Annotated in this window: 21 protein-coding genes; 12 read left to right on the forward strand and 9 right to left on the reverse strand. The window is 62.4% G+C overall.

Annotated features, from left to right (window positions below):
- Positions 1–105: 105 nt before the first annotated feature.
- From cyoD to AB7Z56_RS33345, 4 genes are read right to left on the reverse strand one after another with little or no spacing between them, the layout of a single operon-like run.
- Positions 106–495 (reverse strand): cytochrome o ubiquinol oxidase subunit IV, encoded by a 390-nt coding sequence (gene cyoD / locus AB7Z56_RS33330; protein ID WP_028150137.1) that lies wholly within the window; start codon positions 493–495, stop codon positions 106–108.
- Positions 492–1,133, reverse strand: coding sequence for a cytochrome (ubi)quinol oxidase subunit III (locus AB7Z56_RS33335; protein WP_063984865.1), 642 nt, complete (start codon positions 1,131–1,133; stop codon positions 492–494). The genes cyoD and AB7Z56_RS33335 overlap by 4 nt, the downstream gene beginning before the upstream one ends.
- Positions 1,133–3,133 (reverse strand): cytochrome o ubiquinol oxidase subunit I, encoded by a 2,001-nt coding sequence (gene cyoB / locus AB7Z56_RS33340; protein ID WP_063986581.1) that lies wholly within the window; start codon positions 3,131–3,133, stop codon positions 1,133–1,135. The genes AB7Z56_RS33335 and cyoB overlap by 1 nt, the downstream gene beginning before the upstream one ends.
- The gene (locus AB7Z56_RS33345; RefSeq protein WP_354123427.1) at positions 3,123–3,956 is read right to left on the reverse strand and encodes a cytochrome ubiquinol oxidase subunit II; all 834 of its coding nucleotides are present in this window, start codon (positions 3,954–3,956) and stop codon (positions 3,123–3,125) included. Before AB7Z56_RS33345 ends, cyoB begins: the two co-directional genes overlap by 11 nt.
- Before the next feature lie 233 nt (positions 3,957–4,189).
- Here AB7Z56_RS33345 and AB7Z56_RS33350 point away from each other — a divergent pair, with 233 nt between their 5' ends.
- From AB7Z56_RS33350 to AB7Z56_RS33360, 3 genes are read left to right on the forward strand one after another with little or no spacing between them, the layout of a single operon-like run.
- Positions 4,190–5,002 (forward strand): SDR family NAD(P)-dependent oxidoreductase, encoded by an 813-nt coding sequence (locus AB7Z56_RS33350; protein WP_063984867.1) that lies wholly within the window; start codon positions 4,190–4,192, stop codon positions 5,000–5,002.
- 11 nt (positions 5,003–5,013) lie between these two features.
- Positions 5,014–5,568: a carboxymuconolactone decarboxylase family protein gene (locus tag AB7Z56_RS33355; protein WP_063984868.1), complete on the forward strand. Its 555-nt coding sequence runs from the start codon at positions 5,014–5,016 to the stop codon at positions 5,566–5,568.
- 1 nt (position 5,569) lies between these two features.
- A complete protein-coding gene (locus AB7Z56_RS33360; protein ID WP_063984869.1) occupies positions 5,570–6,370 on the forward strand; it encodes an SDR family NAD(P)-dependent oxidoreductase in 801 nt (266 codons plus the stop codon).
- 46 nt (positions 6,371–6,416) lie between these two features.
- On the opposite strand, the gene AB7Z56_RS33365 is transcribed toward AB7Z56_RS33360, so the two are convergent.
- Positions 6,417–7,757 carry a PQQ-dependent sugar dehydrogenase gene (locus AB7Z56_RS33365; RefSeq protein WP_063984870.1) on the reverse strand — a complete coding sequence of 447 codons (1,341 nt, stop codon included), beginning with the start codon at positions 7,755–7,757 and terminating at the stop codon, positions 6,417–6,419.
- A 236-nt stretch (positions 7,758–7,993) separates the two neighbouring features.
- On the opposite strand from AB7Z56_RS33365, the gene AB7Z56_RS33370 reads away from it, so the two are divergent.
- The 3 genes from AB7Z56_RS33370 to AB7Z56_RS33380 all read left to right on the forward strand — a co-directional run bounded on the left by AB7Z56_RS33370 (position 7,994) and on the right by AB7Z56_RS33380 (position 10,549).
- The gene (locus AB7Z56_RS33370) at positions 7,994–9,184 is read left to right on the forward strand and encodes a urate hydroxylase PuuD (RefSeq protein ID WP_063986582.1); all 1,191 of its coding nucleotides are present in this window, start codon (positions 7,994–7,996) and stop codon (positions 9,182–9,184) included.
- Between the two features lie 152 nt (positions 9,185–9,336).
- Positions 9,337–10,194, forward strand: a complete 858-nt coding sequence (locus AB7Z56_RS33375) for a VOC family protein (protein WP_063984871.1) — start codon at positions 9,337–9,339, stop codon at positions 10,192–10,194.
- A gap of 79 nt (positions 10,195–10,273) precedes the next feature.
- Positions 10,274–10,549, forward strand: coding sequence for a hypothetical protein (locus AB7Z56_RS33380; RefSeq protein ID WP_063984872.1), 276 nt, complete (start codon positions 10,274–10,276; stop codon positions 10,547–10,549).
- Positions 10,550–10,706: 157 nt separating this feature from the next.
- Here the strand turns inward: AB7Z56_RS33380 and AB7Z56_RS33385 are convergent, their stop codons facing one another.
- Entirely contained in the window at positions 10,707–11,681 is a 975-nt protein-coding gene (locus tag AB7Z56_RS33385) for a Bug family tripartite tricarboxylate transporter substrate binding protein (RefSeq protein WP_063984873.1), read from the reverse strand.
- Positions 11,682–12,103: 422 nt separating this feature from the next.
- On the opposite strand from AB7Z56_RS33385, the gene AB7Z56_RS33390 reads away from it, so the two are divergent.
- The 3 genes from AB7Z56_RS33390 (at position 12,104) to AB7Z56_RS33400 (ending at position 14,755) form a co-directional block, all read left to right on the forward strand.
- Positions 12,104–12,775 carry a hypothetical protein gene (locus AB7Z56_RS33390; protein ID WP_283018521.1) on the forward strand — a complete coding sequence of 224 codons (672 nt, stop codon included), beginning with the start codon at positions 12,104–12,106 and terminating at the stop codon, positions 12,773–12,775.
- Positions 12,772–13,041, forward strand: coding sequence for an HGGxSTG domain-containing protein (locus tag AB7Z56_RS33395; RefSeq protein ID WP_063984875.1), 270 nt, complete (start codon positions 12,772–12,774; stop codon positions 13,039–13,041). Before AB7Z56_RS33390 ends, AB7Z56_RS33395 begins: the two co-directional genes overlap by 4 nt.
- A 325-nt stretch (positions 13,042–13,366) precedes the next feature.
- The gene (locus AB7Z56_RS33400; protein ID WP_063984876.1) at positions 13,367–14,755 is read left to right on the forward strand and encodes a hypothetical protein; all 1,389 of its coding nucleotides are present in this window, start codon (positions 13,367–13,369) and stop codon (positions 14,753–14,755) included.
- Between the two features lie 476 nt (positions 14,756–15,231).
- Here AB7Z56_RS33400 and AB7Z56_RS33405 read toward each other — a convergent pair whose 3' ends face one another.
- Together AB7Z56_RS33405 and AB7Z56_RS33410 are read right to left on the reverse strand one after the other, a co-directional pair.
- Positions 15,232–16,338, reverse strand: coding sequence for an FUSC family protein (locus AB7Z56_RS33405; protein ID WP_063984877.1), 1,107 nt, complete (start codon positions 16,336–16,338; stop codon positions 15,232–15,234).
- A gap of 17 nt (positions 16,339–16,355) precedes the next feature.
- Positions 16,356–17,459 carry an HlyD family secretion protein gene (locus AB7Z56_RS33410; protein ID WP_283018520.1) on the reverse strand — a complete coding sequence of 368 codons (1,104 nt, stop codon included), beginning with the start codon at positions 17,457–17,459 and terminating at the stop codon, positions 16,356–16,358.
- Positions 17,460–17,566: 107 nt separating this feature from the next.
- On the opposite strand from AB7Z56_RS33410, the gene AB7Z56_RS33415 reads away from it, so the two are divergent.
- The 3 genes from AB7Z56_RS33415 (at position 17,567) to AB7Z56_RS33425 (ending at position 21,746) form a co-directional block, all read left to right on the forward strand.
- Positions 17,567–18,436 carry a LysR family transcriptional regulator gene (locus AB7Z56_RS33415; RefSeq protein ID WP_063984879.1) on the forward strand — a complete coding sequence of 290 codons (870 nt, stop codon included), beginning with the start codon at positions 17,567–17,569 and terminating at the stop codon, positions 18,434–18,436.
- A gap of 142 nt (positions 18,437–18,578) precedes the next feature.
- Positions 18,579–18,896, forward strand: a complete 318-nt coding sequence (locus tag AB7Z56_RS33420; RefSeq protein ID WP_187387775.1) for a hypothetical protein — start codon at positions 18,579–18,581, stop codon at positions 18,894–18,896.
- A gap of 312 nt (positions 18,897–19,208) precedes the next feature.
- Positions 19,209–21,746, forward strand: coding sequence for a hypothetical protein (locus AB7Z56_RS33425; RefSeq protein WP_063984881.1), 2,538 nt, complete (start codon positions 19,209–19,211; stop codon positions 21,744–21,746).
- A gap of 189 nt (positions 21,747–21,935) precedes the next feature.
- Here the strand turns inward: AB7Z56_RS33425 and AB7Z56_RS33430 are convergent, their stop codons facing one another.
- Positions 21,936–25,118 (reverse strand): efflux RND transporter permease subunit, encoded by a 3,183-nt coding sequence (locus tag AB7Z56_RS33430; RefSeq protein WP_063984882.1) that lies wholly within the window; start codon positions 25,116–25,118, stop codon positions 21,936–21,938.

The raw sequence follows: 25,118 nt of genomic DNA on the forward strand, positions 1-25,118 counted from the left end.
GTTCCTTGGCAGCAATCCGGCTTCGGTCCGATTGCTTTGCTCGGGCGTTTCCTCCCTAGACTTGGGCCGCTTGTCACAACAAGCGGCTCTTCTTTTTTGTGCGCCCTATTTCCGCATCGGCATGATCTGGTCCATCGGCGGCATGTTTGCATTCAGATGCCCCATGATCCAGACGGTGCCGCCGACGACCAGGAAGACGACCAGAAGGCCGAAGGCGAGCGCCAGCACGTTGTTGGTATTGTCAGGCCCGGTCGTGATGTGCAGGAAGAACACGAGGTGCACGCCCATCTGCGCGATCGCCAGCACGATCAGAGCGACGGGGATCGATGGCTGCCAGACCAGGTCGGTTCCGGCGATGAAGAATGACGTTGCCGTAAGCAGCAGCGCGAGGCCGAGCCCAACGACATAGCCGAGCACCCGCTCGCCGACGCTGTGTTGCTCTTCCTCGCCCGGTGCGAGATCGTGTCCGGTCCGCACATGCGTCTGATCGCTCATACGGCACTCCCAAGCAGGTAGACGACGGAGAAGACCCCGACCCAGACGATGTCGAGCGCATGCCAGAACAGCGCAAAGCACATCATCCGGCGCAAGACGTCGGCGCGAAAGCCCTTTGCGAATACCTGGGCTATCATGGTGAGCAGCCACAATATGCCGGCCGAGACGTGCAGGCCGTGGCATCCGACCAGCGAGAAGAACGAGGTCAGGAACGCGCTGCGCGACGGGCCATAGCCGCGTGCGACGAGGTCCGCGAATTCGCGGAACTCGATAGTGAGAAAGATCAGTCCGAGCACGCAGGTCACGGTCATGCCGAGATAGAACCAGAACCGGTTGCGCACGTCGGCGGCAATGCTGGCCATGCCGCAAGTGAAGCTCGACAGCAGCAGGCAGACCGTCTCGATCGCGACGTTGCGCTGCTCGAAGATCTCCGAGCCGCTGGGGCCGCCCGCGGTCTGGCCGGACAGCACCGCATAGGCCGCGAAGAAGCAGGAGAACATCACGATATCGGAGAGCAGGAAGACCCAGAAGCCGTAGGCGGTCACGATCCGCTTCGATGCCGGACCTGGATGCTCGACAACGAGCCCGATATGGTGGGGGTCGGCATGCGCGCGGCCCGCGGTCGCCGTCATCGACATCAGAGCGCTCCCGCCATGCTGACGAGGCTGCGCCGTTCCTCGATATTGATGCGATCGATCGCTGCGACCTCGTCGGCCGGAATGACGTATTCGTCATGGTCGCGCCAGGCGAACACGACGAAGGTCGCGAAGGCGCCGATGCCGCCCAGGATCACCATCCACCAGATGTGCCAGATCAGCGCGAAGCCCATGATGGTGGCGAAGAACGCGCAGACGAAGCCGGTCGGCGAATTCCTGGGCATCTCGATATCCTGATACTCCGGCCGATCATGCTCGAGCTGCTGCTGCTTGGCATGGGCCTTCTGATCCCAATAAGCATCCTCGCCGCGCACATCCGGATAGAAGGCGAAGTTGAACACGGGCGGCGGCGACGAGGTCGCCCATTCCAGCGAGCGGCCGTCCCAGGGATCGCCGGTGCGGTCGCGCAGGGCCTCGCGGTTGCGGATGCTGACCACGAGCTGCACGATCTGGCAGATCACGCCGATCGACAGCACGGCCATGCCGGCGGCCGCCACGAACATCCATGGCCGCCAGGCCGCGACGTCGTAGTGCTGCATGCGCCGGGTCATGCCGAGCATGCCGGCGATATAGAGCGGAATGAAAGTGACGTAGAAGCCGAGGAACGTGAACCAGAACGCCGCCTTGCCCCAGCGCTCGTCGAGACGAAAGCCGAACGCCTTTGGGAACCAGTATTCGAAGCCGGCGAAGGCGCCGAACAGCACGCCGCCGATGATGACGTTGTGGAAGTGCGCCACCAGGAACATGCTGTTGTGGAGCATGAAGTCGGCCGGGGGCACCGCGACCAGCACGCCCGTCAGCCCGCCGATGATGAAGGTAACCATGAACCCGACCGCCCACAGCATCGGCGTCGCAAAACGGATGCGGCCGCCATACATCGTGAACAGCCAATTGTAGATCTTCACGCCCGTCGGTATCGCGATGATCATGCTGGCGATGCCGAAGATGGCGTTGACGTCGGGGCCAGCGCCCATCGTGAAGAAATGGTGCAGCCAGACCATGAAGGAGATGACGCAGATCGCCATGGTCGCGAGCACCATCGAGCGGTAGCCGAACAGCGCCTTGCCCGAGAAGGTCGACACCACCTCGGAGAAGATGCCGAAGGCCGGCAATACGAGGATATAGACCTCCGGGTGCCCCCAGGCCCAGATCAGGTTCATGAACATCATGACGTTGCCGCCGGCTTCATTGGTGAAGAAGTGGAAGCCGAGGTAACGGTCGAGCAGCAGCATCGCGAGCGTGGCGGTGAGGATCGGAAAGGCGGCGACGATGAGCAGGTTGGAGGCCAGCGTGGTCCAGCAGAACATCGGCATGCGCAGATAGTTCATGCCCTTGGTGCGCAGCTTCAGCACGGTGGTGACGAGGTTGATGCCGGCGACCAGCGTGCCGACGCCGGAGATTTGCAAAGACCACGCGTAATAGTCGACGCCGACGCCGGGCGAATAGGACAGTTCCGACAGCGGCGGAAAGGCCAGCCAGCCGGTGCGCGCGAACTCGCCGACCACGAGCGAGATATTGACCAGCAGCGCGCCGGTCGCGGTCAGCCAGAAGCCGACCGAATTCAGCGTTGGGAAAGCAACGTCGCGCACGCCGAGTTGAAGCGGCACGATCAGGTTCATCAGCCCGATCACGAACGGCATCGCCGTGAAGAAGATCATGATGGTGCCGTGCGCCGAGAATATCTGGTTGTAGTGCTCCGGTGGGAGATAGCCTTGTGACTGGTAGGCGACCGCCTGCTGGAGCCGCATCATGATGGCGTCGCTGCCGCCGCGCAGCAGCATGACCGAAGCGAGCAGGATGTACATCACGCCGATGCGCTTGTGATCGACGCTGGTGATCCATTCGTGCCAGAGATAAGGCAAATGACCTTTCACGACGACCCAGATCAGCACGCCGAGGATCGCGACCAGCACGACGGCACCCGCGACGAGGGGTATCGGCTGGTCGAACGGAATCGCCGACCAATCGAGCTTACCGAGCATCGTGGCCTCCACTATGCGGCCTGCCGGCATCGGAGAGTAGCTCCGGGCCGGGCCCTGGCGGAATGTGCTGGGTTGCGATCAGGTCGAACAGACGGGGATCGTCCAGGCGAAAGGTCAGCCTGTTCTTCTCGATGCCCTGCTGCATCAGCTTCGTATAGCTCTCCTCGTTCAGCACGGCATCGGTCTTCGCAATGGTCGCGACCCAATCCGGGAAGGCGAGCGGCGAGATCACGTTGACGTCGAACATCATGTCGGGAAAGCCGTCGCCGGAGAAATGCGCCGACAGACCCTGCAGCTTGCCCTCATTGTCGGCACGCAGGTTCAGCTTCGTCACCATGCCGTTCATGGTGTAGATCATGCTGCCGAGCTGCGGGATGAAGAACACGTTCATCACGCTCGACGACGTCAGCTGGATATTCAGCTCGGCACCAGCCGGCACCGTCAGCGTGTTGACGGTGGCGATGCGCTGGTCCGGATAGATGAAGAGCCATTTCCAGTCGAGCGAGACCGCCTGGATGCGGACCGGACTGCCGGTGCCCGGCACGGGCGCGGCGGGATCGAGCTGGTGCGAGCCGATCCAGGCGACGCCGCCGAGCAGGATCACGGTGAGCGCTGGGATCGCCCACACCACCATCTCGACGCGGCCGGAATAGACGAAGTCGGGCTGGTAACGTGCTCTCGGATTGGACGCGCGAAACCAGAACGCAAAGGCCAAAATCGCGAAAATGGTCGGCACCACGATCACGAGCATGATGAAGACGGAATCGACCAGGATGGTGCTGTTGGCGGCAGCCACCGGCCCTTTTGGATCGAGCAGATTCATCGGCAAGCCACTGGCGATTGGGAAACCCCAGGCGAGAGCCTAGCGCGGAAAAGCCCCCGCAACAAACGCAAGCTCGGCAGAACGGTTCCGCGATACGCCCGCTTAATTGTGCGCCGTGCCGCCCGGCGGCATGCAATTCCATGCGATGTCAATGACATCTGCGCGGGACCATCGGCCTTCTCTCCTGTCAGGGCGATTGCTAATCTGCACGAAAATAATTGGGATGAAACGACATGCAGGGCCCCGAGGACGATGCCGGCCTCGCCGGCAGGGTGGCACTGATCAGCGGCGGTGGCGCCGCTGGCGACGGCATCGGCAACGGCCGCGCTGCAGCAATCCTATTGGCCCGCGCCGGCGCAAAAGTGCTGGTGGCCGATCGCGACCTCAGGCTCGCCGAGCGCACGGTGGAGATGATCATGGCCGAGGGCGGCACGGCAGCAGCACATGGCGGCGACGTCACCAGCGAAGCCGATTGCAAGACACTGGTCGAGGCTACGCTCGACCGCTGGGGCCGGCTCGATTTCCTCGACAACAATGTCGGCATCGGCAGCCGCGGCAGCGTGGTCGACGAGACTCCCGAGCAGTATCGCCGTGTCATGCAGGTCAACGTCGAGACCATGTTCCTGCTCTCCAAGCACGCGATCCCCGCGATGATCAGGACCGCCAAGGGCGGCGCGATCGTCAATATCTCCTCGATCTCGGCGCTCAGGCCGCGCGGGCTCACGACCTACACGACCTCAAAAGCTGCGATCATCGGCCTGACCCGCGCTATGGCGGTCGATCACGGTCGCGACAACATCCGCGTCAACTGCATCTGCCCCGGACCGATGTACACGCCGATGGTCTATGCCCGCGGCATGAGCGAGCGGGCGCGCGCCAACCGCGCCAGGGCCTCCCTGCTCAAGACCGAAGGCACCGGCTGGGATGTCGGCCACGCCGTCAAATTCCTGCTCAGCAATTTTGCGCGCTACATCACCGGCCAAGTGCTGGTGGTCGACGGCGGCGTGACGCTGCAAGCGCCGGAACGTGAATCACAGGAACACTGAAAGGAACACGGATGGCCCGCCTGCCCTATCTCGAGGCCGACCAGGTCGCGCCCGAATATCGCGACATGCTCAAGCGCAACACCAACCTGCACAAGCTGCTGGTCAACTCGCCGGAGATGGCGCGCGCCTTCAACGGCATCGGCAGCTATATTCGCTTCAAGAGCAAGCTCGACCCGCGGTTGCGGGAGCTCGCGATCCTCCAGGTCGGCTGGATGGAGAAGTCGGAATACGAATTCACCCACCATGTGAAGATCGGCAAGGAGTTCGGCGTCACCGACGAGGACATCGCAGGTCTGATGGCGGAGACCGACGGCAAGCCGTCGAAGCTGGAGCCGCTCGCCAGGGCGATCCTGAAAGGCGCCCGCGAGATGGTGCGCGAGCTCGCGATGTCGGACGCGACCTTCGCCGAGATCAAGAAAGATCTCTCTGACGAGCACATGGTCGACCTCGTGCTCACCATCGCCTTCTATTGCGGCGTGGTACGCGTGCTCGCCACTATGAAGATCGACAACGAACCGTATTACAAAGAGGTACTCCAGCAGTACCCGATCCCGGGAGTGAAGTGACATGCGCTTGAAGGACAAGGTCGCGATCGTCGTCGGCGCCGGCCAGAGCCCCGGTGAAGGCATGGGCAACGGCCGCGCCACCGCGCTGACCTTCGCGCGCGAGGGTGCCAAAGTGCTGTGCGTCGACCACCACCTGGAATCGGCGCAGGAAACCGTCGATCTGATCGCAGCGGAGCAAGGCACCGCCGCGGCTTTCAAGGCCGACGTGACCAAATCCGCGGACATCAAGGCGATGGTCGCGGATGCGCTGGCGCGCTGGGGCCGCATCGACGTGCTGCACAACAATGTCGGCGTCAGCCTGTCCGGTGGCGATGCCGAGCTGCTTCAAATCACCGAGGAGGCGTTCGACCGTGTCGTCGCCATCAATCTGAAGAGCTGTATTCTGGCAGCGAAGGAAGTGATCCCGATCATGCGCACGCAAGGAAGCGGCGCCATCGTCAACATCTCCTCGATGGCCGCGATCACGACCTATCCTTACGTCGCCTACAAGGCGACGAAGTCGGCCATGATCGCCTTCACCGAGCAGCTCGCCTACCAGAACGCCGAATACGGCATCCGTGCCAACGTCATCCTGCCCGGCCTGATGAACACGCCGATGGCCGTCGACACCCGCGCCCGCGAATGGTCCAAGCCCCGCTCTGAAGTCGAAGCCGAGCGCGACAGCAAGGTGCCACTGCGCAGGAAGATGGGCACCGGCTGGGACGTCGCGAATGCCGCACTGTTTTTGGCGTCGGACGAGGCGAATTTCATCACCGGCGTGACGCTGCCGGTGGACGGTGGCGCGAGTGTGAGACGGGGGTAATTCGAGCGCGCTGCTTACCCTCCCCTGGAGGGGGAGGGAAACAGCGTCACTGCGGTGCGCGCGTCGCCCGCCAGATGGTGCCATTGCCGTCCTCCGACACCAGCAGCGATCCATCCTTCGCCACGGCGACACCAACCGGCCTTCCCCAGACCTCCGTGTCACTCACGACAAACCCCGTGACGAAATCCTCGTACTCGCCGGTGGGCTTGCCGTCCTTCATCCTGATACGGATCACCTTGTAGCCGGTGCGCTTGGAGCGGTTCCAGGAGCCGTGCTCAGCGGCGAAGGCATCGCCTTGATAGTCGGACGGAAACTGCGTGCCCTGATAGAAAGTCATGCCGAGCGAAGCCGAGTGCGGCTGGATCAGCACGTCGGGCACCGTCACCTTGTCCTTGAGGTCCGGCCGCGCGCCGGCGTGACGCGGATCTTCGTTGCCGCCGATATAGAACCACGGCCAGCCGTAGAACGCGCCCTCCTTCACGCTGGTGACGTAATCGGGCACGAGATCGTCGCCGAGCCCGTCGCGCTCATTGGTCGAGCACCAGGGCAGCCCGCTCTGCGGCTCGATCGCAAGACCGACGCAATTGCGGATGCCGGTGGCATAAATCTTCCGGTCCTTGCCGTCAGGCGTGAAGGCCATCACGGTGGCGCGCTCGAGCTCACTGGCCCAGGCCGCGCCGAGCGGCTGCGTCTTCGACCAGCCATCCAATCCGCCCGGCGGCGTCCCCATGCCCTCGGCGACGTTGCTGAGCGAGCCGACCGAGACCAGCATGCGCTTGTTGTCGGGCGTGAAGACGATGTCGCGGGTGGAATGGCTGCCGTCCTGCGGCAGGCTTGCCACGATCGTCTCCGCCCTGCCGCGCGCCTTGAGATCGCCGGCCTGATAGGGAAACCGGACGACGCTGTCGGTGTTGGCGATATAGACCCATTGCGGATTGTCGCCGTTCGGAAAGAAGGCGATGCCGAACGGCCGTCTCAATCCGCTGGCAAACACCTCGTTGGTCGCAGCCTTGCCGCCATCCCCGGCGCGCAGCACGCGGATGGCGTCGGCCCGCGTCTCCGCGACGAAGACATCGCCGTTCGGCGCGACCCTCACAATGCGCGGCGCGCGCAAGCCTTCGGCGAACAGCTCGATCTTGAAACCCGCCGGCACACGTGGCGTGGCCTCCGGCGGTCGCGACGCCACACGCGCGGTGCTCGCAACCGACCGTGTCGCGCCGGGCCTGACGAGGTCCTGCGGCCGGATCAACCTGACCGTGCCGGGCTTGTCGGCCTGCCAATCGCCATAGGCGTCCTTGCCTTGCAGAACCGGCTCGGCCTGCGCGCTGGCAGCAACCGCGACCAGCAATCCCGCAGCCGTTGCTGCGGACGAAATCCTGCTTTTCACGTCGTTTTCCTCCCAGCCTGCGCGTCCTGAACGTCGACGCTTATAGGTCCGCAAATGTTCTGCGGCAGTACAAACACCTGCCGAATCCCACGTCAGCTCATGCCCGCACGATGTGCATCAGCCGCAGCCCATCGTACTGGAAAATGCGGCAGATCGGTGCGACACATTGTAAGGGCGCGACCGCCGGTTGCGGTCATCAAAGCTGCGGCATCCAGGTCGCAATTGATGGGGTGATCATGTGGGGATCCATCATATCGGAATGGGCGAGCCTGCTGCTGCGCTGGCTGCACGTGGTGGCGGCGATCGCCTGGATCGGCAGTTCCTTCTACTTCATCGCCCTCGATCTCAGCCTGCAGCCGAAGACTGACCTGCCGGACGGCGTGCAGGGCGAAGCCTGGCAGGTCCATGGCGGCGGCTTCTACCGGATCATGAAATATCTGGTGGCTCCGAGCCAGATGCCGGAGGAGCTGACCTGGTTCAAATGGGAGGCCTACACCACCTGGCTGTCCGGCTTCGCGCTGATGGTGGTGGTGTACTATCTCGATGCCGACCTGTTCCTGGTCGACAAGTCGATTCTCGACCTCACACCGATCCAGGCCGGGCTGTTCAGCTTCTGCAGCCTGGCGCTGGCATGGCTGCTCTATGAGGCGGCCTGCCGCACCGGGCTTGCGCAGCGCGAGCTGCCCTTTGCCATCGGCGGCTATCTGTTCCTGGTCGCGCTCACTTACGCCTTCACCCACGTCCTGAGCGGGCGCGGCGCCTTCAACCAGATCGGGGCGATCATCGGCACCATCATGGTCGCCAACGTGTTCGCACTGATCATCCCGAACCAGAAGAAGATCGTCGCCAGCCTGATCGCGGGCCAGGCGCCCGATCCGAAGCTCGGCAAGGCCAGCAAGGAGCGCTCGGTTCACAACAACTACCTGACCTTGCCCGTCGTCGTGCTGATGATCAGCAATCACTATCCTCTGCTCTACGCGACGCGCTTCAACTGGATCATCGTCGCGATCATTCTGGCGCTCGGCCCCGTGATCCGCCACTTCTTCAACGAGCGGCACGCGGGGCGCAAATCGCCGTGGTGGGTGTGGGGTGTCGCCGCGTTGGGCGTGATCGCGATCCTCCTGCTCTCCGCGGCCGGCCCCCGCGAGGTCAAGACGGGCGCGCTGTCGGCACAGCCGACGCGCGCCAATGTCGAGGAGATCGTGATGTCCCGTTGCAGCATGTGCCACGCGGCCGAGCCGGTCTGGGCCGGCATCGTGACCGCGCCCAAAGGCATCTTGCTCGACGCGCCCGAGCACATCCATCGCAACATCCGCCTGATCGGCCGCGTGGCGGCGTGGTCCAATGCGATGCCGCCGGGCAACATCACCGACATGACCAGCGAGGAGCGCGCCATCCTCGCCGCCTATATCGAGCAGGCGCAGTGACGCCATCACGCGTCGATACCGCATTTCGCGAAATGAAATTCCGCATCCGCCCCCGATTTGAAAATGACTTGATCGCCTATCCGGCGTAGACAGGGCCAGCGGCCGCTGGCGCGGTCCAGATCCAAGTTTGCATCTGCTGCGGGGAAAGAACAGTGGCCCTCAAGAACATCATCGGTATCGACCACGCCGTGGTCATGGTTCGCGACCTCGACAGGGCCGCCGAAAACTACAGGCAGCTCGGTTTCACCCTGTCGCCGCGCGGCACCCACAGCGCGCATATGGGCACCGGCAATTACACCATCATGTTCGACCCCGACTATATGGAGCTGCTCGGCGTGCTGGTGGCGACCGAGCACAACGCACCGGCCCGCGCCTTCGTCGACAGGCACGGCGAGGGCATCGAGCGCATCGCCTTCACGGCGATCGACAGCGCGGCCGGCGCCGAGGAGATCCGTGCGCGCGGCCTGACGCCGATCGGCCCGACCGATTTCGAACGGCCGGTGACGCTACCCGATGGCACGATCTCGGCGGCAAAATTCCGCACCTTCATGTGGCCGACCGCGGAGGCGCCCGGCGGCGTGCGCATCTTCGCCTGCCAGCACAAGACCCGCGAGACGGTGTGGATTCCTGAATTGATGAAGCACGCCAATGCGGCGAAGCGGATCAGGCAGACGCTGATCGCAACGCCCGAGCCCGCGCAGGATGCGGCGCATCTCGGCCGCCTGATCGACCGCGAACCGAGGACGGAAGCCGATGGTGCAGTCGCCGTGCCGTCCGGCGGCGACCGCGCCGACTTCGTCTATTTGACGCTGGAGCAGCTCGGCAAACGCTATCCCGGCGTGCCGCTCACCGGTCTTTCCGCGCGCGGCGGCGCGGCCCTGGTCCTCGTCAGCGGCGATCTCGCAGCCACCGAGAAGGCGCTGGGTCCGGCTACGTTGCGCAGCGGGGCTGCGATCTGCGTGCCGCCGGCCAAGGCCAACGGCACCCTGCTCGCCTTCGTTGCCGGCTGATTTTAACTAATTCTTTAACGAGCGTTTACCCGGCGGCACTAGGACTTTCGGGCTTTCCACGCCGCCCGAGGCCAAGCGCATGTTCAAAGAGGAATCGCCGATCGCCTATGACGCGCCGGCCGAGCTGAAGAAGTGGCCGTCGCTGAAAGGCGAGAGACAGAAGGACCGGGGTCCGCCCTATCTCGTCTACAACGGCACGCTCGCCGACTGCGTTCGCGTGCTCATGGATAAGCCGATCAAGGGCATCTCGCTCTACGACATCATGACGAAGCCGCAAGCAGCGTTCGAGCAGACCGTGCTGTCGCCCGGCGACGCCGCCGAGATCGCGATGCGCAAGGATTTTCCCAAGGACTAGCTCGAAGCCCGCTTCGCGGCCAGTTTTCCCTGCTGCTTTAATGAGGATTCCGTCGGCGCATCGAGGAAGACGACCGGCGCGAAGGTCCGCGCCGTGCGCCTCGCATCGAGCGAGCGCTGATCCGCTACCGCAAGCAGATCCTCTCGCCCTGACGCCCCTACTCCGCCTTGATGTTCGCGGCCGCGACGACCTCGGCAAGCTCCGTGGTCTCCTTCGCGATCTTCGCGGCGTAGTCGGCCGGGTTGAGCACGCTGACGACGCCTTGCGACTCAAGCCGCTCCTGCACCGCCGGATCTTTGGCGGCGGCGACGATCTCACGGTGCAGCGTCTCGCGGATCGGCGCGGGCACGGCCTTCGGCATGAAGAAGCCGACCCAGAACGAGATGTCGAAGCCGGGATAGCCGGCCTCCGCGACGGTCGGCACATCAGGCAGCGCCGGCAGCCGCTCGGCCGATGACACCGCGAGCGCGCGCAGCTTGCCGGCCTTCACCAGCGGGACGGCGGACAAGGGATCGAACACCGCCAGGACCTCCTGCGCGAGGATGCCGACCTCGGATGCCGCGCCGCCGCGATAGGGCACGTGGATCAGCTTGATGCCGGCCTTCTGGCTGAGCAGCTCCATGGCGAGATGGGCAAGGTTGCCGTTGCCGCCCGAGCCGTAGGCGAGCGCGCCCGGCGCGGCCTTCGCCGCCGCGACCAGATCGGCGACGGTGTTGATGTTGGCCGTCTTGGGATTCTCGGGATTGACCACGAGAACGAGCGGCGCCGAGATGACGGTGGTGAGCGGCGCAAAGTCCCCTTGCGGATCGTAGCGGGCGTCCTTGAACAGCGTCTTGTTGAGCGTGATTGTGGACGAGTTGCAGGCGAGGATGGTGTAGCCGTCCGCGTCCGCGCGCGCCACGCCCTCGGCTGCGATCATGCCGTTGGCGCCGGCGCGGTTCTCGACCACGAAGGGCTGGCCGAGCTTGTTGCTCAGCCGGTCGCCGATGATGCGCGCGACCACATCGACCGGGCCGCCCGCGCTGAAGCCGACCATGATCTTGACCGGACGCGTCGGATATTTCTGCGCGAGAGCCTCGGTCGTCACGCACAATCCGGCGACAATCGCCAGCAGGCGAATCGTTCGTTGCATTCGTTCTCTCCCCGGACCCGCGCTGCCGCTTTTGCATGGTGCGGCGCCTCTGGAGATCATGATTAGCGGTCGCGCCGGATTTCGCAATCGCGTTTGCGCGCCGTCATTCCGTCGCGCGGCACGCGAGAGCCGCATCCAGACAAAAAATGCGAAAACAACCCCATGCACAGTAGCCGGCCCCGGTCAGGACAAGGACTTGCGCAGGACAAGCACCTTCGGATACCACGAAATGCAATTTGACACGTCGGGCAAAACACCGGCATGATGGCATCATCGCAACAATCGCCAGCGTCCAAGCCGCCCGCTCCTCGGGCGCCTCGCCGCGATCGCGCGTAAGCCTCTCATCGACATCTCGAAATTGGTAGCCGCGCGCAGCACGCGGGCGGGCGGTCGCGCACCTGCGCCGGCAAAGGACACGACACATGACGACATCCCCAAATCGCCACACCACGCCACCGGTTGCGGCAACCGATCGCAGCGACCCGGCTGCGAGCCCGCGCATCAAACTCTACAGGCGCCGCATTGCCATCGACCATCCCGACCCGAAAACCGGCGAACGGCTGCTGGCCGACGCGCTCGGTGCCGTCGACCGCGATGCGCTGCACGGCATCTTGAAGCAATTGGTGAAAGCCAGCGTGATTGCGCAGAAGCCGGACGAGGCCAATCTCGCCTTCATGATCTCGATGATGAAGAGCATCGCGCCGAGGGACTCCATCGAGGCCATGCTGGCGGCGCAGATGGTCTCCATTCACGTCCTGGCGATGCGCTGCGCCCATCGCCTCGCCTTCGCCGACGACATCCCGCGGCAGGACAGCGCCTCACGCGCGCTCGCCAAGCTAACGCGAATCTTTCCGGCCCAGGTCGAGACGCTCAACCGGTACCGCAACAATGGCGAGCGGGCGATCACGGTGCAGAGTCTGACGGTGCAGGATGGCGCGGGAGCCACCGCGAGCCACGCCGTACAGCACGCTGGAATGATCGTAACGGAGCAAGGCGTCGCGGACACGCCGATGGGAGCAGGATCGATCTCGCCTCACGAAGCCGGCGAAGGCGAACATGAACTGGTCGATGCCGCACAAGGCGCCAGCGCATGAGCGGCGATCACTCCCGCAACATGGCTGCGATGCTGGCGAGTCCGCGCTGCGGCGCCAGGACACGCAGCGGCACCGCCTGCCTCGCGCCGGCGGTGCACGGCAAGACCCGCTGTCGCATGCATGGCAGCGCCGCGAGGTCAGGCGCACCGAGAGGAAATCAGAATGCGCGGAAGCATGGGCTATTCACGCAAGACCGGATCGCAGAACGAAGGGCGATACGGGCGCTGCTGGGCGAGACGCGGAAGCTGCTGCAAGAGCTGGGCTAGGCCGTGTACCCATAAACCCCGCGGCGTGATGCGACGAAGGCTACGCCTGCTTTGCCCCAATAGCGACCAGGTTCGTGCGGCAGCACAAGAGGTCGCGATGGGCCATTCGCGACATTCTAGCTGTGCGCCGACGAATTCCGGTCTACCCCGATAGGCAGACATAACGCATTCGTGAACCTCGCCACAGGGCGACCGCTGTCCTTGCGAATGAACACAAGGGACGGCAGGGGCGACCAACCCTACAGCGGGAAAACTTGCCACAGCGCCTGCCTCGGCTGCATGTCAGGACGTTCGAGGCAGCATTCCCGTTCCGGGGAGGCGCGATATGCTGCAGTTGAAAGACAAGGTCGGACGGTTCGCGACGACAGGGCGCAGCTGCCAAAACTGGAAAAAGGATCAGGAGCTGGTCATTTCGCTGCTCAACAAGATCGCCATTTCCGACGGCGGCGCCGAGAACACGCTTAAACCACAGATGGTCGTGACCGGTTACGCCAGCGACGGCCTTTACAACTCGATTCTGTACTTCCAAAAGAAGAACTTTCCCGGCACGCCTGACGGCTATGTTCGGCCTGCCGGCCCGACATTCAGTCGGCTCGTTGAACTGTCGACGAAGGCGGCTGCCAAGCCCGCCCTGCCAAAGGGCCAATGGGACGCAATCGCGACTCCTTCCGTCGATGCTGCACTTCGCAAAGGCCTCATCGACGATTCAAAGCTGGACTACGCAGAGATCGTTGACATCATCCGGGCTACCGTCGCAGACGGCATGGTCACCGCATTCGAGCTGGACGACCTGACCACCATTGCGAACACCTCCAGAACGCTCTCCCCCACCTCGAAAAAGCTCATCACGCTCTTCGTCGGAGAAGAATACAAGGAGAAGCGCGGGATCGGACCGTACGACCTCAATTCCGACCAGAAAAAACTAGCCGCGGAAATGGTCTGCGATTTCCTGAAAAACACGAGGACGACGTTCTTTCCGAAGCTCGACCCACACCGCGTCGGCATAGGTATTCTCAGGCGCATTGCGAAGCCGAGCCTCATCAATCAAGATCAGGGAAGTCTGTGCGGGCCATCCGCCCTGATGTTCGGCTACGCGTCCGACAAGCCAGGGTCTTACGCGCGGTTCGCGATCGATCTCTATCAGAAGGGGCAGGCGAACCTTGGCCGCCTGCTGATCAAGCCGGGAAAGGATGTGAGGAACTTCACGCCACCCTGGTCGCTGGACCACGTCGATTGGCTGACATGCGCCTCCATACGCGATTCGGAGAACTGGTTCCTCGATTTCGACGACACAGGCAAGATCAGCGATCTTGCGGGTGTCACCCTGCCGAGCGAAATGGAGCAATGGTTTCGCAAGGCAGGATACCGGGACGTGCGGGAGAATACCAACATTTCGCGATACAACAAAGACATCGACGATGTAAACGAAGCCAACCGGCTGCTCGACAGCGGATATCGCGTATGTCTTTTCATAAGCGCCAATATGATCGACTATGACGACCAGTCCGATAAAGGCTCCGCGTTTACAATGCACTGGGTCGTGCTGCGCGAGAAGATACAAGTGATGAACGGGTACGTGAAGGCGAAGGTCTTCTCATATGGCGATGGAGACTACGTGATACCGCATCCGCAGGAAAAAACCGGTGCCGTCAAGCCCCTCGCCGTTCGGGACTTTCTTATGAATTTTTATGGGTACGTTGCTGCCAAGGGGTGACCGGGGCGAGAAGCGCCGAAGGCATCATCATGCTGGTCACGCACGAGATGGCCTTCTTCCGATGTCTCGACCTGCGTCGGCTTCATGAATGCCGGCATCATGGCCGAGGATCGGCACGCCCGAGGAAACCATCCGCCAGCCGCGCAGCGAAACGGCTGAAGGTTCTTGAGCCGGTTTCACGAGGCGCACCGAGGCTTGTACTCGCAGAACGCCCGGCAGTCAGGGCGCGTATGAGGTCCGCTGTGCCCCTGATAGCGGCGCAATAGCGGATCTCAGCAGAGGTCGGCTTTTGGTCAAAAGCAGCGATCAGGGGTAAGCGCGGGGTGTGTCGGGTTTACCTCCGTCAGCTGACACGCTGAGACCTGAAGCACGGTTCGGCTCGACGATCGCATTCGCGATGTCCGGCCGCTTGAGGGGACATACGAAGACTGGTCGGTCGACATTGGGAAGACGGCGGTTAGCCTCCGTCGGAGATGCTACTGGTCTTGAACCAAAGGCCAAGCGAAGGTCGTCAGACACAGCATGGCGGAGCCGATCGCGATGCCAACTAAACGCTCTAGCCCAGGCGTAATATCTGTGATCGGAGCTGGTCCCTGAACTAGGGTGATGAGAAGCCCGAGCGTGAACTGCGTTCCGAGATAGTTGATCTCCCGTCCTGTCTGGATTTGGTAGCCGATCCAGACGCCGGCAGCGAGGGTGAGCACGGTTACCGGCAATCCTGTGCCGAACAGGCCAATAGAGACAAGAGCGACCGCGCTACCAAGCAGGCATCCGAACGCCCTGTGGGCTATCCTCTCGTAGATCGTAGCATATCGGCGGTTCCCCACCGCGGCCGATGGGACGATCATGATGACGTACGATGTGACCGCAGTTTGTGAGAACTCCTCAATGCCGAACCACCGCCAGATGAGGGGAAGCAAGGCGACGGCCAGCGCCGCGCGCGTACAGTGCTCGAGCAGCAGCCAATTCTCTCGTAGCCAGCTCTCATTCAACACATCACGCAGGCGTCCACACCAGAGCATGTCGTAAGCATGTTGTTCCCTGCGGCTCGGTGTATCCGGGAACAGGCTTGCAACAACAAGGCATGCGCACGTTCCGACCGTAATCTCCGCCACCCGCGTGGCGGCGAAATGCACGACAGAGTCTGGCGAGGCGAGCGCCTCGGTGATGACCATCCCGGCCGTAAGGCCAAAGAACAGCCATGCGTAACTGTAGTTGGTCGCCAGCGACTGAAAGGTGCCGATCCATGACACAAGGAAGAGGAAAACGATTAGCAGCAAAGGGGCGTCCGCTGCGCTGGGCGCAAGCAGGAGCCCCAGCAGTGCTCCACCGGCAGTGCCCACGATTCGCATCAGTCCCCGCCGGAATGTCTCGGCGAGGCTGCCACGTATCACCATGTAGCCGCTGAACGCTGCCCAGGAGAGATCATCAAGGTTGAGAATGGTTGCCGCCGCGACAGCAACCAGCACCGAGATCGCGAGTTTTGCTGCGTCTCTGGCGCGCGGGCCGCGAAGCTCGAGCGATTTGAGCTCACGCACCAGGGCTTGCGGTATGGGTCGCAGGGCCGATATCAGGAGCGGCATCGTCAAGATTCTCCCAATCAGTAGATGACCAGGACGCGGGCGTCGACGCCCATGAAGAGTTGGTCGCTCCCAGGAGATTCGAGCAGCGTGAATCGAACTGGAATCCGTCGTTGCAGGCGAATCCAGTTCACCGTTGGAGATACGTAAGGGACAAGTGTCTCGCTTCCTTGCTGGCGACTAATGCCGTGCGCCAGACCTTGGATGCGCGCGCGATAAAGATGCCAGGGATGGCTGTCGAGCCAGATCCAGGCGAGGCCGCCGGGATGGAGGTGTCGTAGATAATATTCCTTGTAATTGGCAACGACGCGCCAGGCGTTTCCATCGACGATCGCAACCGCTGCCTGGCTCGTGGAAACCATGTCGCCAGTTTGAATGGCAAGATGCGTCACGAAACCATCAACGGGCGCCACGACTTTGGTGCAGCCCAAGCGCCATTCGGCGAGAAGACGTGCAGCGTGGGCCGATGAGACGGCAGCCTTATCCAGGCTGAGAGTCTCGCTCTCCTTCTGCAAGGCAGCTTCGGCAGCATGTTGCTGGGCCGCGCTTTGCTCCTCGGTGGTACGAGTCGTGTCGAGGGCCTGCGCGGAGATCGTACCGGACTGGGCAAGCGGCGTGTCACGGCGCAGGTTTGCCGCAGCGAGCCTCTCGGCAGCACCCGCCGCTTCCTTCTGCGCCTGCAGAACCTGCAACTGCGCCCGGTCGACCGGCAGCTGAGCCTCAGTTCGCGCCTCCTGCGCGCGCGCTTGCTCTACGGCCAATCTGAACGGAACCGGATCGATGGTAAAGAGGAGGGTTCCCCGCTTCACCCATTCGTTGTCTTTCACAAGAACCGCTGCGATCGGACCCGTAACTTCCGGCGTGATCGACAGCACATCGGACGTGACGTATGCGTCGTCCGTATAGGCGAACAGATGGCCCGATATCCACCAGGCTAAGACAGTTGCTGCAACGGCGAGGAGGAACAGCAAGGCGCGCCGGCGGTGCGAAAAAACGCGCGATCGATCGAGTTCGGGTGTCGCGGAAAGCGAAGGTGCAGCAACCGGGAGACGGGGTTCCATGTTCCCAATCGCCGGCTCGGGGATGGACTTGTCTTTCAGACTGACGTTCAGATTCTGGTCCAATTTCGATCGTCCAAGTCAATCGGCGCCCCCGATAGGAGATATTTGATTTCGATAATCGCGCAGTCAAATATATAGGAAGCACGATCTCGATAGCTTTTGGCACTGACATGGAACTGCGCCACATCCGCTATTTCCTCGCGGTTGCCGAGGAGAAAAACTTCACACGCGCCGCTGCGCGCGTTGGAATCGGGCAGCCGCCGCTGAGCCAACAGATCAAGGATCTTGAGGCCGAAGTCGGGGCTGCGCTCTTCCATCGCATTCCCCAGGGTGCTGAACTGACCGAGGCAGGGCGCGCTTTTCTAGAGAACGTGCGGGTCATTCCTATGCAGGCGGAGCGCTCCATTCGCGCCGCGCAGAGGGCTGCGCGGGGTCAAATCGGTTCGCTGCGGGTCGGCTTTACCAACTCGGCACCATTTAATCCCGTTGTTACCTCGACAATCCGATCGTTTCGCCGAGCTTATCCCGATGTGGATCTGACGCTGGAGGAAGCAAGCACATCCCGCCTCCTTGCGGGCCTTCGGGAAGGAGAGCTGGACGCGGTGTTCCTGCGCCCCGATGAGGGCGAGGACGATCTACAGTTTCGGCGTCTCTCCAGCGAGCCGATGCTCGTCGTATTGCCCGCAAGCCATCCGGTGGCGAAGTCGACTGAAATCGATCTTATCAGGCTCAAAGGGGATCCGCTCATTCTGACGCCGCGCGGATCGGCCTGGGTTGACACAGTCATCGCGGCCTGTCGGCGGGCGGGCTTCGAGCCGACCCTCGGGCAGTCCGCGCCGCAGATCAGCTCTGTCGTCAGCCTGGTGGCAGCTGAGCTTGGCTTTTCGCTCGTGCCGGCGTCAATGCGCCAGCTTCATGTAACCGGCGTCACCTATCGTGAGGTCAAAGGGGACGCTCCAATCGTGCGCTTGGCTCTGGCGTTCCGGCGTGGCGAGACCTCGAAGATCGTCCGCAACTTCATTGCCCAGGCGGTGGCGTGAAACAGGGGGAGACCTCGGGCAACGCTCAACCTGCTGGCAACCATACGGGAAATAGACGCGACCGGCTCGGCTCAAACAAGCATAGATTGCGGCAGTTCGTCTCACGAGGGGCCAAGTGTGCTTGCCCGGGAAGGCGCAAAATATGTTACCCGCAGATTACGTTTTTGATCTGGCTGTTGCGTTAGTTGTAACCCTAAACCTCTATTTCGCGCCTCGTATCGAGCGGGACCGCATCGCAATGCAGTGGGGACGCAACGGCGAGCCAACATGGAGCGCCCCAAAATGGTTCGCGATGTGGGGAGTGGTTGTCTTCATGGGAGCTGTTCGGCTTTTTATTTGGCTGGTTTCGACCTATGCGCCGCAGAGCGTGCACGGCGTTGAACTAGGAATAGTCATTTTCTCGGTGGTCGCTTTAGCCTCCCATTTGTTCGTTTTGATGAAGGCGAGAGCGGCACACTGAGCTGGGTCATGAAAGTCGGCTAAGGGCCACGAGCCGTCATCAATGTGGTGTTGTGACGCGGTGGCCTGAGGCGGCCCGAAACTGGTGAAAGCACAACCTTTAGTGTATTGGTATCAGTAGCTCGCGTGGACGCCCCTTGAGCTTGGACGCGCTGTCGTAGGTTGCGCCCCTTGAGAGCACCGTCCGCGGTTGAGACTAGCCTTCGACTGATGACTGGCTGAGGCGTTCAAGCGTGCATCACGGCTACGGCGAGATACCTGTAACACCAACGATGATCCAGGCAGTACACCTGAACACAGGGACGACGACGTCATGGATGCGCACAACTATCCATATATACGGGACACAGTCGTCATTAATGCCTATGTGCAGGGCTTCTATAATAATTTTGTAGGATCGGGCCCCGTCTTTCTACTCGGGCGAGTTGTGATCCATGAGGTTGACCTCATAGTAGGTCAGAAGCCCCTGATCATCATCGCCGACGAGTATCACGGCAACGGGAAGATAATTAACGCAAGGGGAGCATACCCCGGCGGGGGTGGCGGCACCGTCATTGTCCGGTGCAAACGATCAACCGGCGCCTATGTCAGCGTGTCTGGTGGCCACGGAGCCGCCGGCCTAACGGGAGCCGATGGCACCGAAGGCGTGCCCGACACCATTATCGAGGGATACTGGATCACGGTCCCCGATCCCTGGCCCATGGAAACCACACACGAGGAATGGGTTCCCGGCGAGATAATTCCCGGCACGCCAGGAAGTCCTCCCAGCATGGGCACCAGCGGCGGAGCAGGAGGAAATGCCGGCACGCTGACCTTCACGACCATGACCGAAGATGGCTTTCCCGCACTTGAAGCGGAGGGCGGTGGCGGTGGTGCGGGCGGCGCCGGAGGGTTCCTGGGTGACGAACAAGCCCAGTCTGGCGCGGACGGAGCTTCGGGCATCTCGTCGGCCATCGCTTACACCGTTGTTTCCGAAGCGGAGTTCCTGGCGCTTGTGCGCGGTGATCTTGGCGTTTACGCCAATTACTGGGCCCCGTTCCGTATTGCTGTCGGGGACTATTTTTATCACAGGTACAACTCTCGCGTGACCGATCGCGCAGGCTATCTGACGCTTGCTGCAGGTGAGTTCGCGGCCGCACTGCAGTTTCAGCCGGACAATGTGGAGGCCCTTCGTCTGCAAAGACAGATGGTGGGCTTTCCTGAACCCGTTGCAGGGACGAACGAGGTGGTGTGGAAGGGTGGCGGCAACAACGCGCTGGGCCTGCCGCGCGAGATGGACCTGTTGCCGCGGTTTGACTACTACATCGCCGCCTATACCGGCTTTGGGTCCCTGACGCTGAGCTTCCTGACCATCGGCACGTCATGGCTTTTGGGCGCGGAGGGAATCGCGGTCATGAGTGAGTTCGCGGCGCAGCAACTCACGGAAGTCCTCGCGGCGCGCGCAAACAGCAGTGACGAGCTCGACATAGCGAAGACCGAACTGAAGAACTCAGTTGACGAAGTCACCTATGCGAAGCAACGGCTCGACAAGGTGACCGCCGAAATTCAGACGGCGCTGCCGGTGATGGCGACCAAGAGTTTCTCTTTCGGCGGATTCCTCGGCACGGTGGCGTCGATCGGCGCGGCGGTGGTGAGCATCGTAGCCGCTATCCCGACAGCGGGCGCGAGCGTCGTCGCGCTTGTGCCGTCATTGGTCGCGCTTTCCAACTCCCTCAGCGACAACGCGGAACCGATCGTAAAGGCTCTGATCGACGACGCAAAGGTCAAGGACGCAGACCTCAAGCAGGTCAAAAAAGCCTACGAGGAGGTGGGCAAGAACGTCGACGCTGTCGTCAAGGGCGGCAAGTCCATCGTGAGCTTCGTGAAGCTGGTGCAAAATCTCAACGCCACCACGGCGCCCGACAGCTCCAAATATGTCGCGCTGGTCAAACAGGGTGTCGAGTTGGCTCACGAACTGATGCTTGCCGGGAACCGGGCGACCTTGGCCCAGCAGCGCCTTGACGCCGCAACCGCCAAACTTGCGCGGGCCGAAGCGGTGGTTGCATCGGTGAATAAGCTGATATCCGACCTGCTGAACAGGCAGCACACGATTCGGCAAGTTGGACTGGCCGCCATAGACATAGCAGCCTCAAAGGCCCAATCGCTGCAGACACTGGCCTTCCGGGCGCAAAGATCGGTCGAAATATATACGCTCGACGACCAGGAACAGAACGTCTTCCTGGATGCTGGAATGATTAGTCCGGACGTCAGCCGGGCCTTCTACGAAGGCGAAAAGGACGAAGCCGCTCTCGCAAACGCCTTGATCGCGTCCTGGGGCAGCATCCTGAACCCCGTCAATATGCAGCTGTCCTATATCTCCTACTTTGACGCCAGGCCCGACTGGGACACCCATAGGCTCTCGTTCACGGACGGTCCGGAATTAGCATCGCTCCGCAATACACATAGCTTCAGCTTTCGGCTTGAAGCGACGGACCTGCCCGAAGGCCACTTTGAGACCAAGGTCAAGAACGTGCTCGTCTCCTTTGTTGGAGCGCGCAATCAAAGCGGAGAAATCTCATGCGTGGTGCGGCACGGCGCGCAGTATGAGCAGCGTCGACTGGATGGAACGGTTGAGGTGCAGCATCTGGCGCCGCAGACCGTCAATCGCCGGGCGGAAACGACGCGGCTGGACCGCCCCGTCGAGAACACCGACCCACCGATCGATGCTCCTACGTCATTGGCCATCTGGGGCCGCGGCGTGGGCGGAGATTGGGACGTGACGATTGAGCCGCACGAAATCGAAGCGGGCTCGTTGGACTTGAGCGGACTATCGGAAATTCAGGTTTGGATCGATTATCAGTTCACTCGCTAGCAATACCGTTTCGTGGCCAGGCTCTCTGATGCAGTGAAGGACCGCTTTGGGTCATTCGCATCTATCGAGCACTCCTCGGTTTCTGTCAGCTCCCCTGAGAGCCGACATGTGAAGTGCCGGCAGAGCCACCATCAAAAAATTTTTCTAATTGACCGGACCGCGCTCGCCGTCGGCGTGGATGTCAAACAGTCACTCCGCCGCAAAGACCCCTGATTTCTTCCGGTCCAGCTTTTTGAAGACGTCCAGATCGCCGTCGTCGACAACGTCCTCTTCCTGAGGATCGCTTCCTGCGTGTGGTTTCGGACTGAACCATTGCGAGACACGGTCCAGATAAAGATAGACAACCGGCGTGGTGAAGAGCGTCAGGACCTGGCTGACCAAGAGACCGCCGACCATGGCGTAGCCGAGCGGTTGACGCAGCTCCGAGCCGGTGCCGTGGCCGAGCATCAGCGGCACGCCGCCGAGCACCGCCGCCATCGTGGTCATCAGGATCGGACGGAAGCGCAGCAGGCATGCCCTTCGAATGGCCTCAACCGGCGACAGGCCCTGATCCCGCTCCGCCGCGATCGCGAAGTCGACCAGCATGATGCCGTTCTTCTTGACGATGCCGATCAGCAGGACGAGGCCGATCAACCCGATCAGACTGAAGTCGAAATGGAAGATGAGGAGCGTCGCCAGCGCGCCGACACCGGCCGACGGCAGGGTCGACAGAATCGTCAAGGGGTGAATGTAGCTCTCGTAGAGCACGCCGAGAATGAGATAGACCACGATCAACGCCGCCACGATCAGCAGGGGCACGGAGGACAGCGACTCCTGGAACGCCTTCGCCGTGCCTGCGAAAGTCGAGGTGATCGCGGCCGGCACGTTCATCTGCCTTTCCATCGCGTCGATCGCCTGCGTTGCCTGGCCGAGCGCGACGTTGGGCGCGAGGTTGAAGGAGATCGTCACCGCGGGAAACTGGCCCTGATGGTTGATGGCCAGAGGCCGGACCGGAGCCGTGGTCCACTTGGTGAACGCCGACAATGGCACCTCGCCTCCCGTCGTCGGGGAGCGGAGGTAGATCTGCTCCAGCGTGGACGGGTTCTTCTGCAGCGAGGGCAGCACCTCGAGGACGACATAGTAGGTCGACAATTGGGTGAAATATGTCGCGATCTCCCGCTGCCCGAATGCGTCATAAAGGGTCGCGTCGATCACGTCGGGCGTGATCCCGAAACGCGCGGCCTGATTGCGGTCGATCGACAGCGTCAGCGTGGTGCCCGACGTCTGCTGGTCGGACGCGACGTCGCGAAGCTCGGGCATCTCCTTCATCTTCGCGAGCAGCTTCGGGGCCCATGTGTTGAGCTGGTCCATGTCGGTCGACTGCAGGGTGAACTGGAACTGCGTCCGGGACGCCCGGCCGCCGACACGTACGTCCTGCGCCGACTGGAGATAGAGCCGCGCGCCCTGAACCTTCGCCGTCTGGACCTGCAGACGACGGATGACCTGGTCGGCCGAGTCGGTGCGTTCATCCCGCGGCTTCAACGTAATGTACATCGTGCCGTCGTTGAGCGTATTTCCGCTTCCGCCCATCCGCATCGCCATGTGGTCGATCGCAGGGTCCTTCAGCACGATCGCGCCGATCTCCTGCATGTGCTTGGCCATGTCGGCGATCGACACGTCCTGCGACGTTTCGACGATTCCGGTGATCAGCCCGGTATCCTGTTGCGGAAAGAACCCCTTCGGGATGATCACGAACAGATAGACCGTCAGCGCGATCGTCGCAAAGAACACCATCAAGGTGGCGAAGCGGAAGCGCAGCACGAGGTCGAGGCCGCGCGCGTAGCCGTCCACGAGGCCCTGGAACATCCGCTCGCTGAGCATATAGAGCCTGCCGTGATGCTCCTCGTCGTGCGATTTGAGGAAGCGCGACGCCATCATCGGCGTCAACGTCAGCGATACCAGGGCCGACACGGCGATCGTCATCGCGAGCGTCACCGAAAATTCGCGGAACAGGCGGCCGATAATCCCGCTCATGAGCAATAGCGGAATCAAGACCGCGATCAGCGAAACGGAGATCGAGATGATCGTGAAGCCGATTTCGCTGGCGCCTTTGAGCGCGGCGGCCATCGGCGTCTCGCCCTCCTCGATGTAGCGGGTGATGTTCTCCAGCATCACGATGGCATCGTCGACCACGAAGCCGACCGCGATGGTGAGCGCCATCAGTGACAGATTATCGAGGCTGTAGCCGGCTATCCACATCAGCGCGCAGGCGCCCAGCAACGCAAGCGGCACCGTGATCGACGGAATAATGGTGGCCCAGACGCTGCGCAGGAAGACGAAGATCACCATCACGACGAGGCCGATCGTCAGCAGCAGCGTGAACTGCACGTCCTTCACCGCCGCGCGGATCGTCTGCGTGCGGTCCGACAGCACCGAGACCTTGATGGCCGGCGAGATGCCGGCCTGCAGGTGCGGCAGCTGTTTCATGACGCTGTCGACGGTATCGATGACGTTGGCGCCGGGCTGCTTGAAGATGACCAGGAACACCCCGGGCTTGCCGTCGACCCAGCCGTACTGGGTATTGTCCAGCGGCGCACTGACGGCATGGCCGATGTCGCCGACACGGACGGGACTGCCGTTCCGATAGGCGATGACGATGTCGTTCCAGGCCTCGGCCTTGGTGAACTGGTCGTTGGCATAGACGGTGTAGGTGCGGGTGTCGCCGTTGAGGGTTCCCTTGGGATTGTTGACGGTGATCACCGAGAGCGGGGTGCGCACGTCCTCCAGCGACAGGCCCTTGGCGACCAGCTTGGCGGGATCGATCTGGACACGGATCGACGGCGCCTGCTGTCCACCGACACTGACTTGGCCGACACCGCTGATATGGCTGATCGCCTGCGCGAGCTTGGTGTAGGTCTCGTCGGACACCTGCGTCATCGGCAGCGTCGTCGAGGTGGCGCCAAGCGTGAGAATGGGCGAGTCGGCCGGATTGACCTTTCTGTAGGTCGGCGGGGTCGGCATGTTCTTGGGCAATTGCCCGCTCGCCGCATTGATGGCTGCGAGCACGTCGGAGCCGGCGCCATCGATGTTGCGCGAGAGATCGAACTGCAGAACGATCTGGGTCGAGCTGGTCTGGCTCTGCGACGTCATCTCCGAGACGCCGGGAATGAGCGCAAATTGCGATTCGAGCGGTTGCGCCACCGAAGAAGCCATCGTTTCCGGATCCGCGCCGGGAAGGTTGGCGGAGACCTGGATGGTGGGGAAGTCGACTTCCGGCAGCGGCGCCACCGGCAATTGCGGATAGGCGATGATCCCGACGAAGACGATGCCGACCATCAGCAGCGACGTCGCGATGGGGAGGCGAATGAAGGGAGCCGAGATACCGCCAGCCAT

Origin of the sequence: Bradyrhizobium sp. 482_C4_N1_8 (assembly GCF_052075965.1) — a bacterium.
GTDB lineage: Bacteria > Pseudomonadota > Alphaproteobacteria > Rhizobiales > Xanthobacteraceae > Bradyrhizobium > Bradyrhizobium barranii.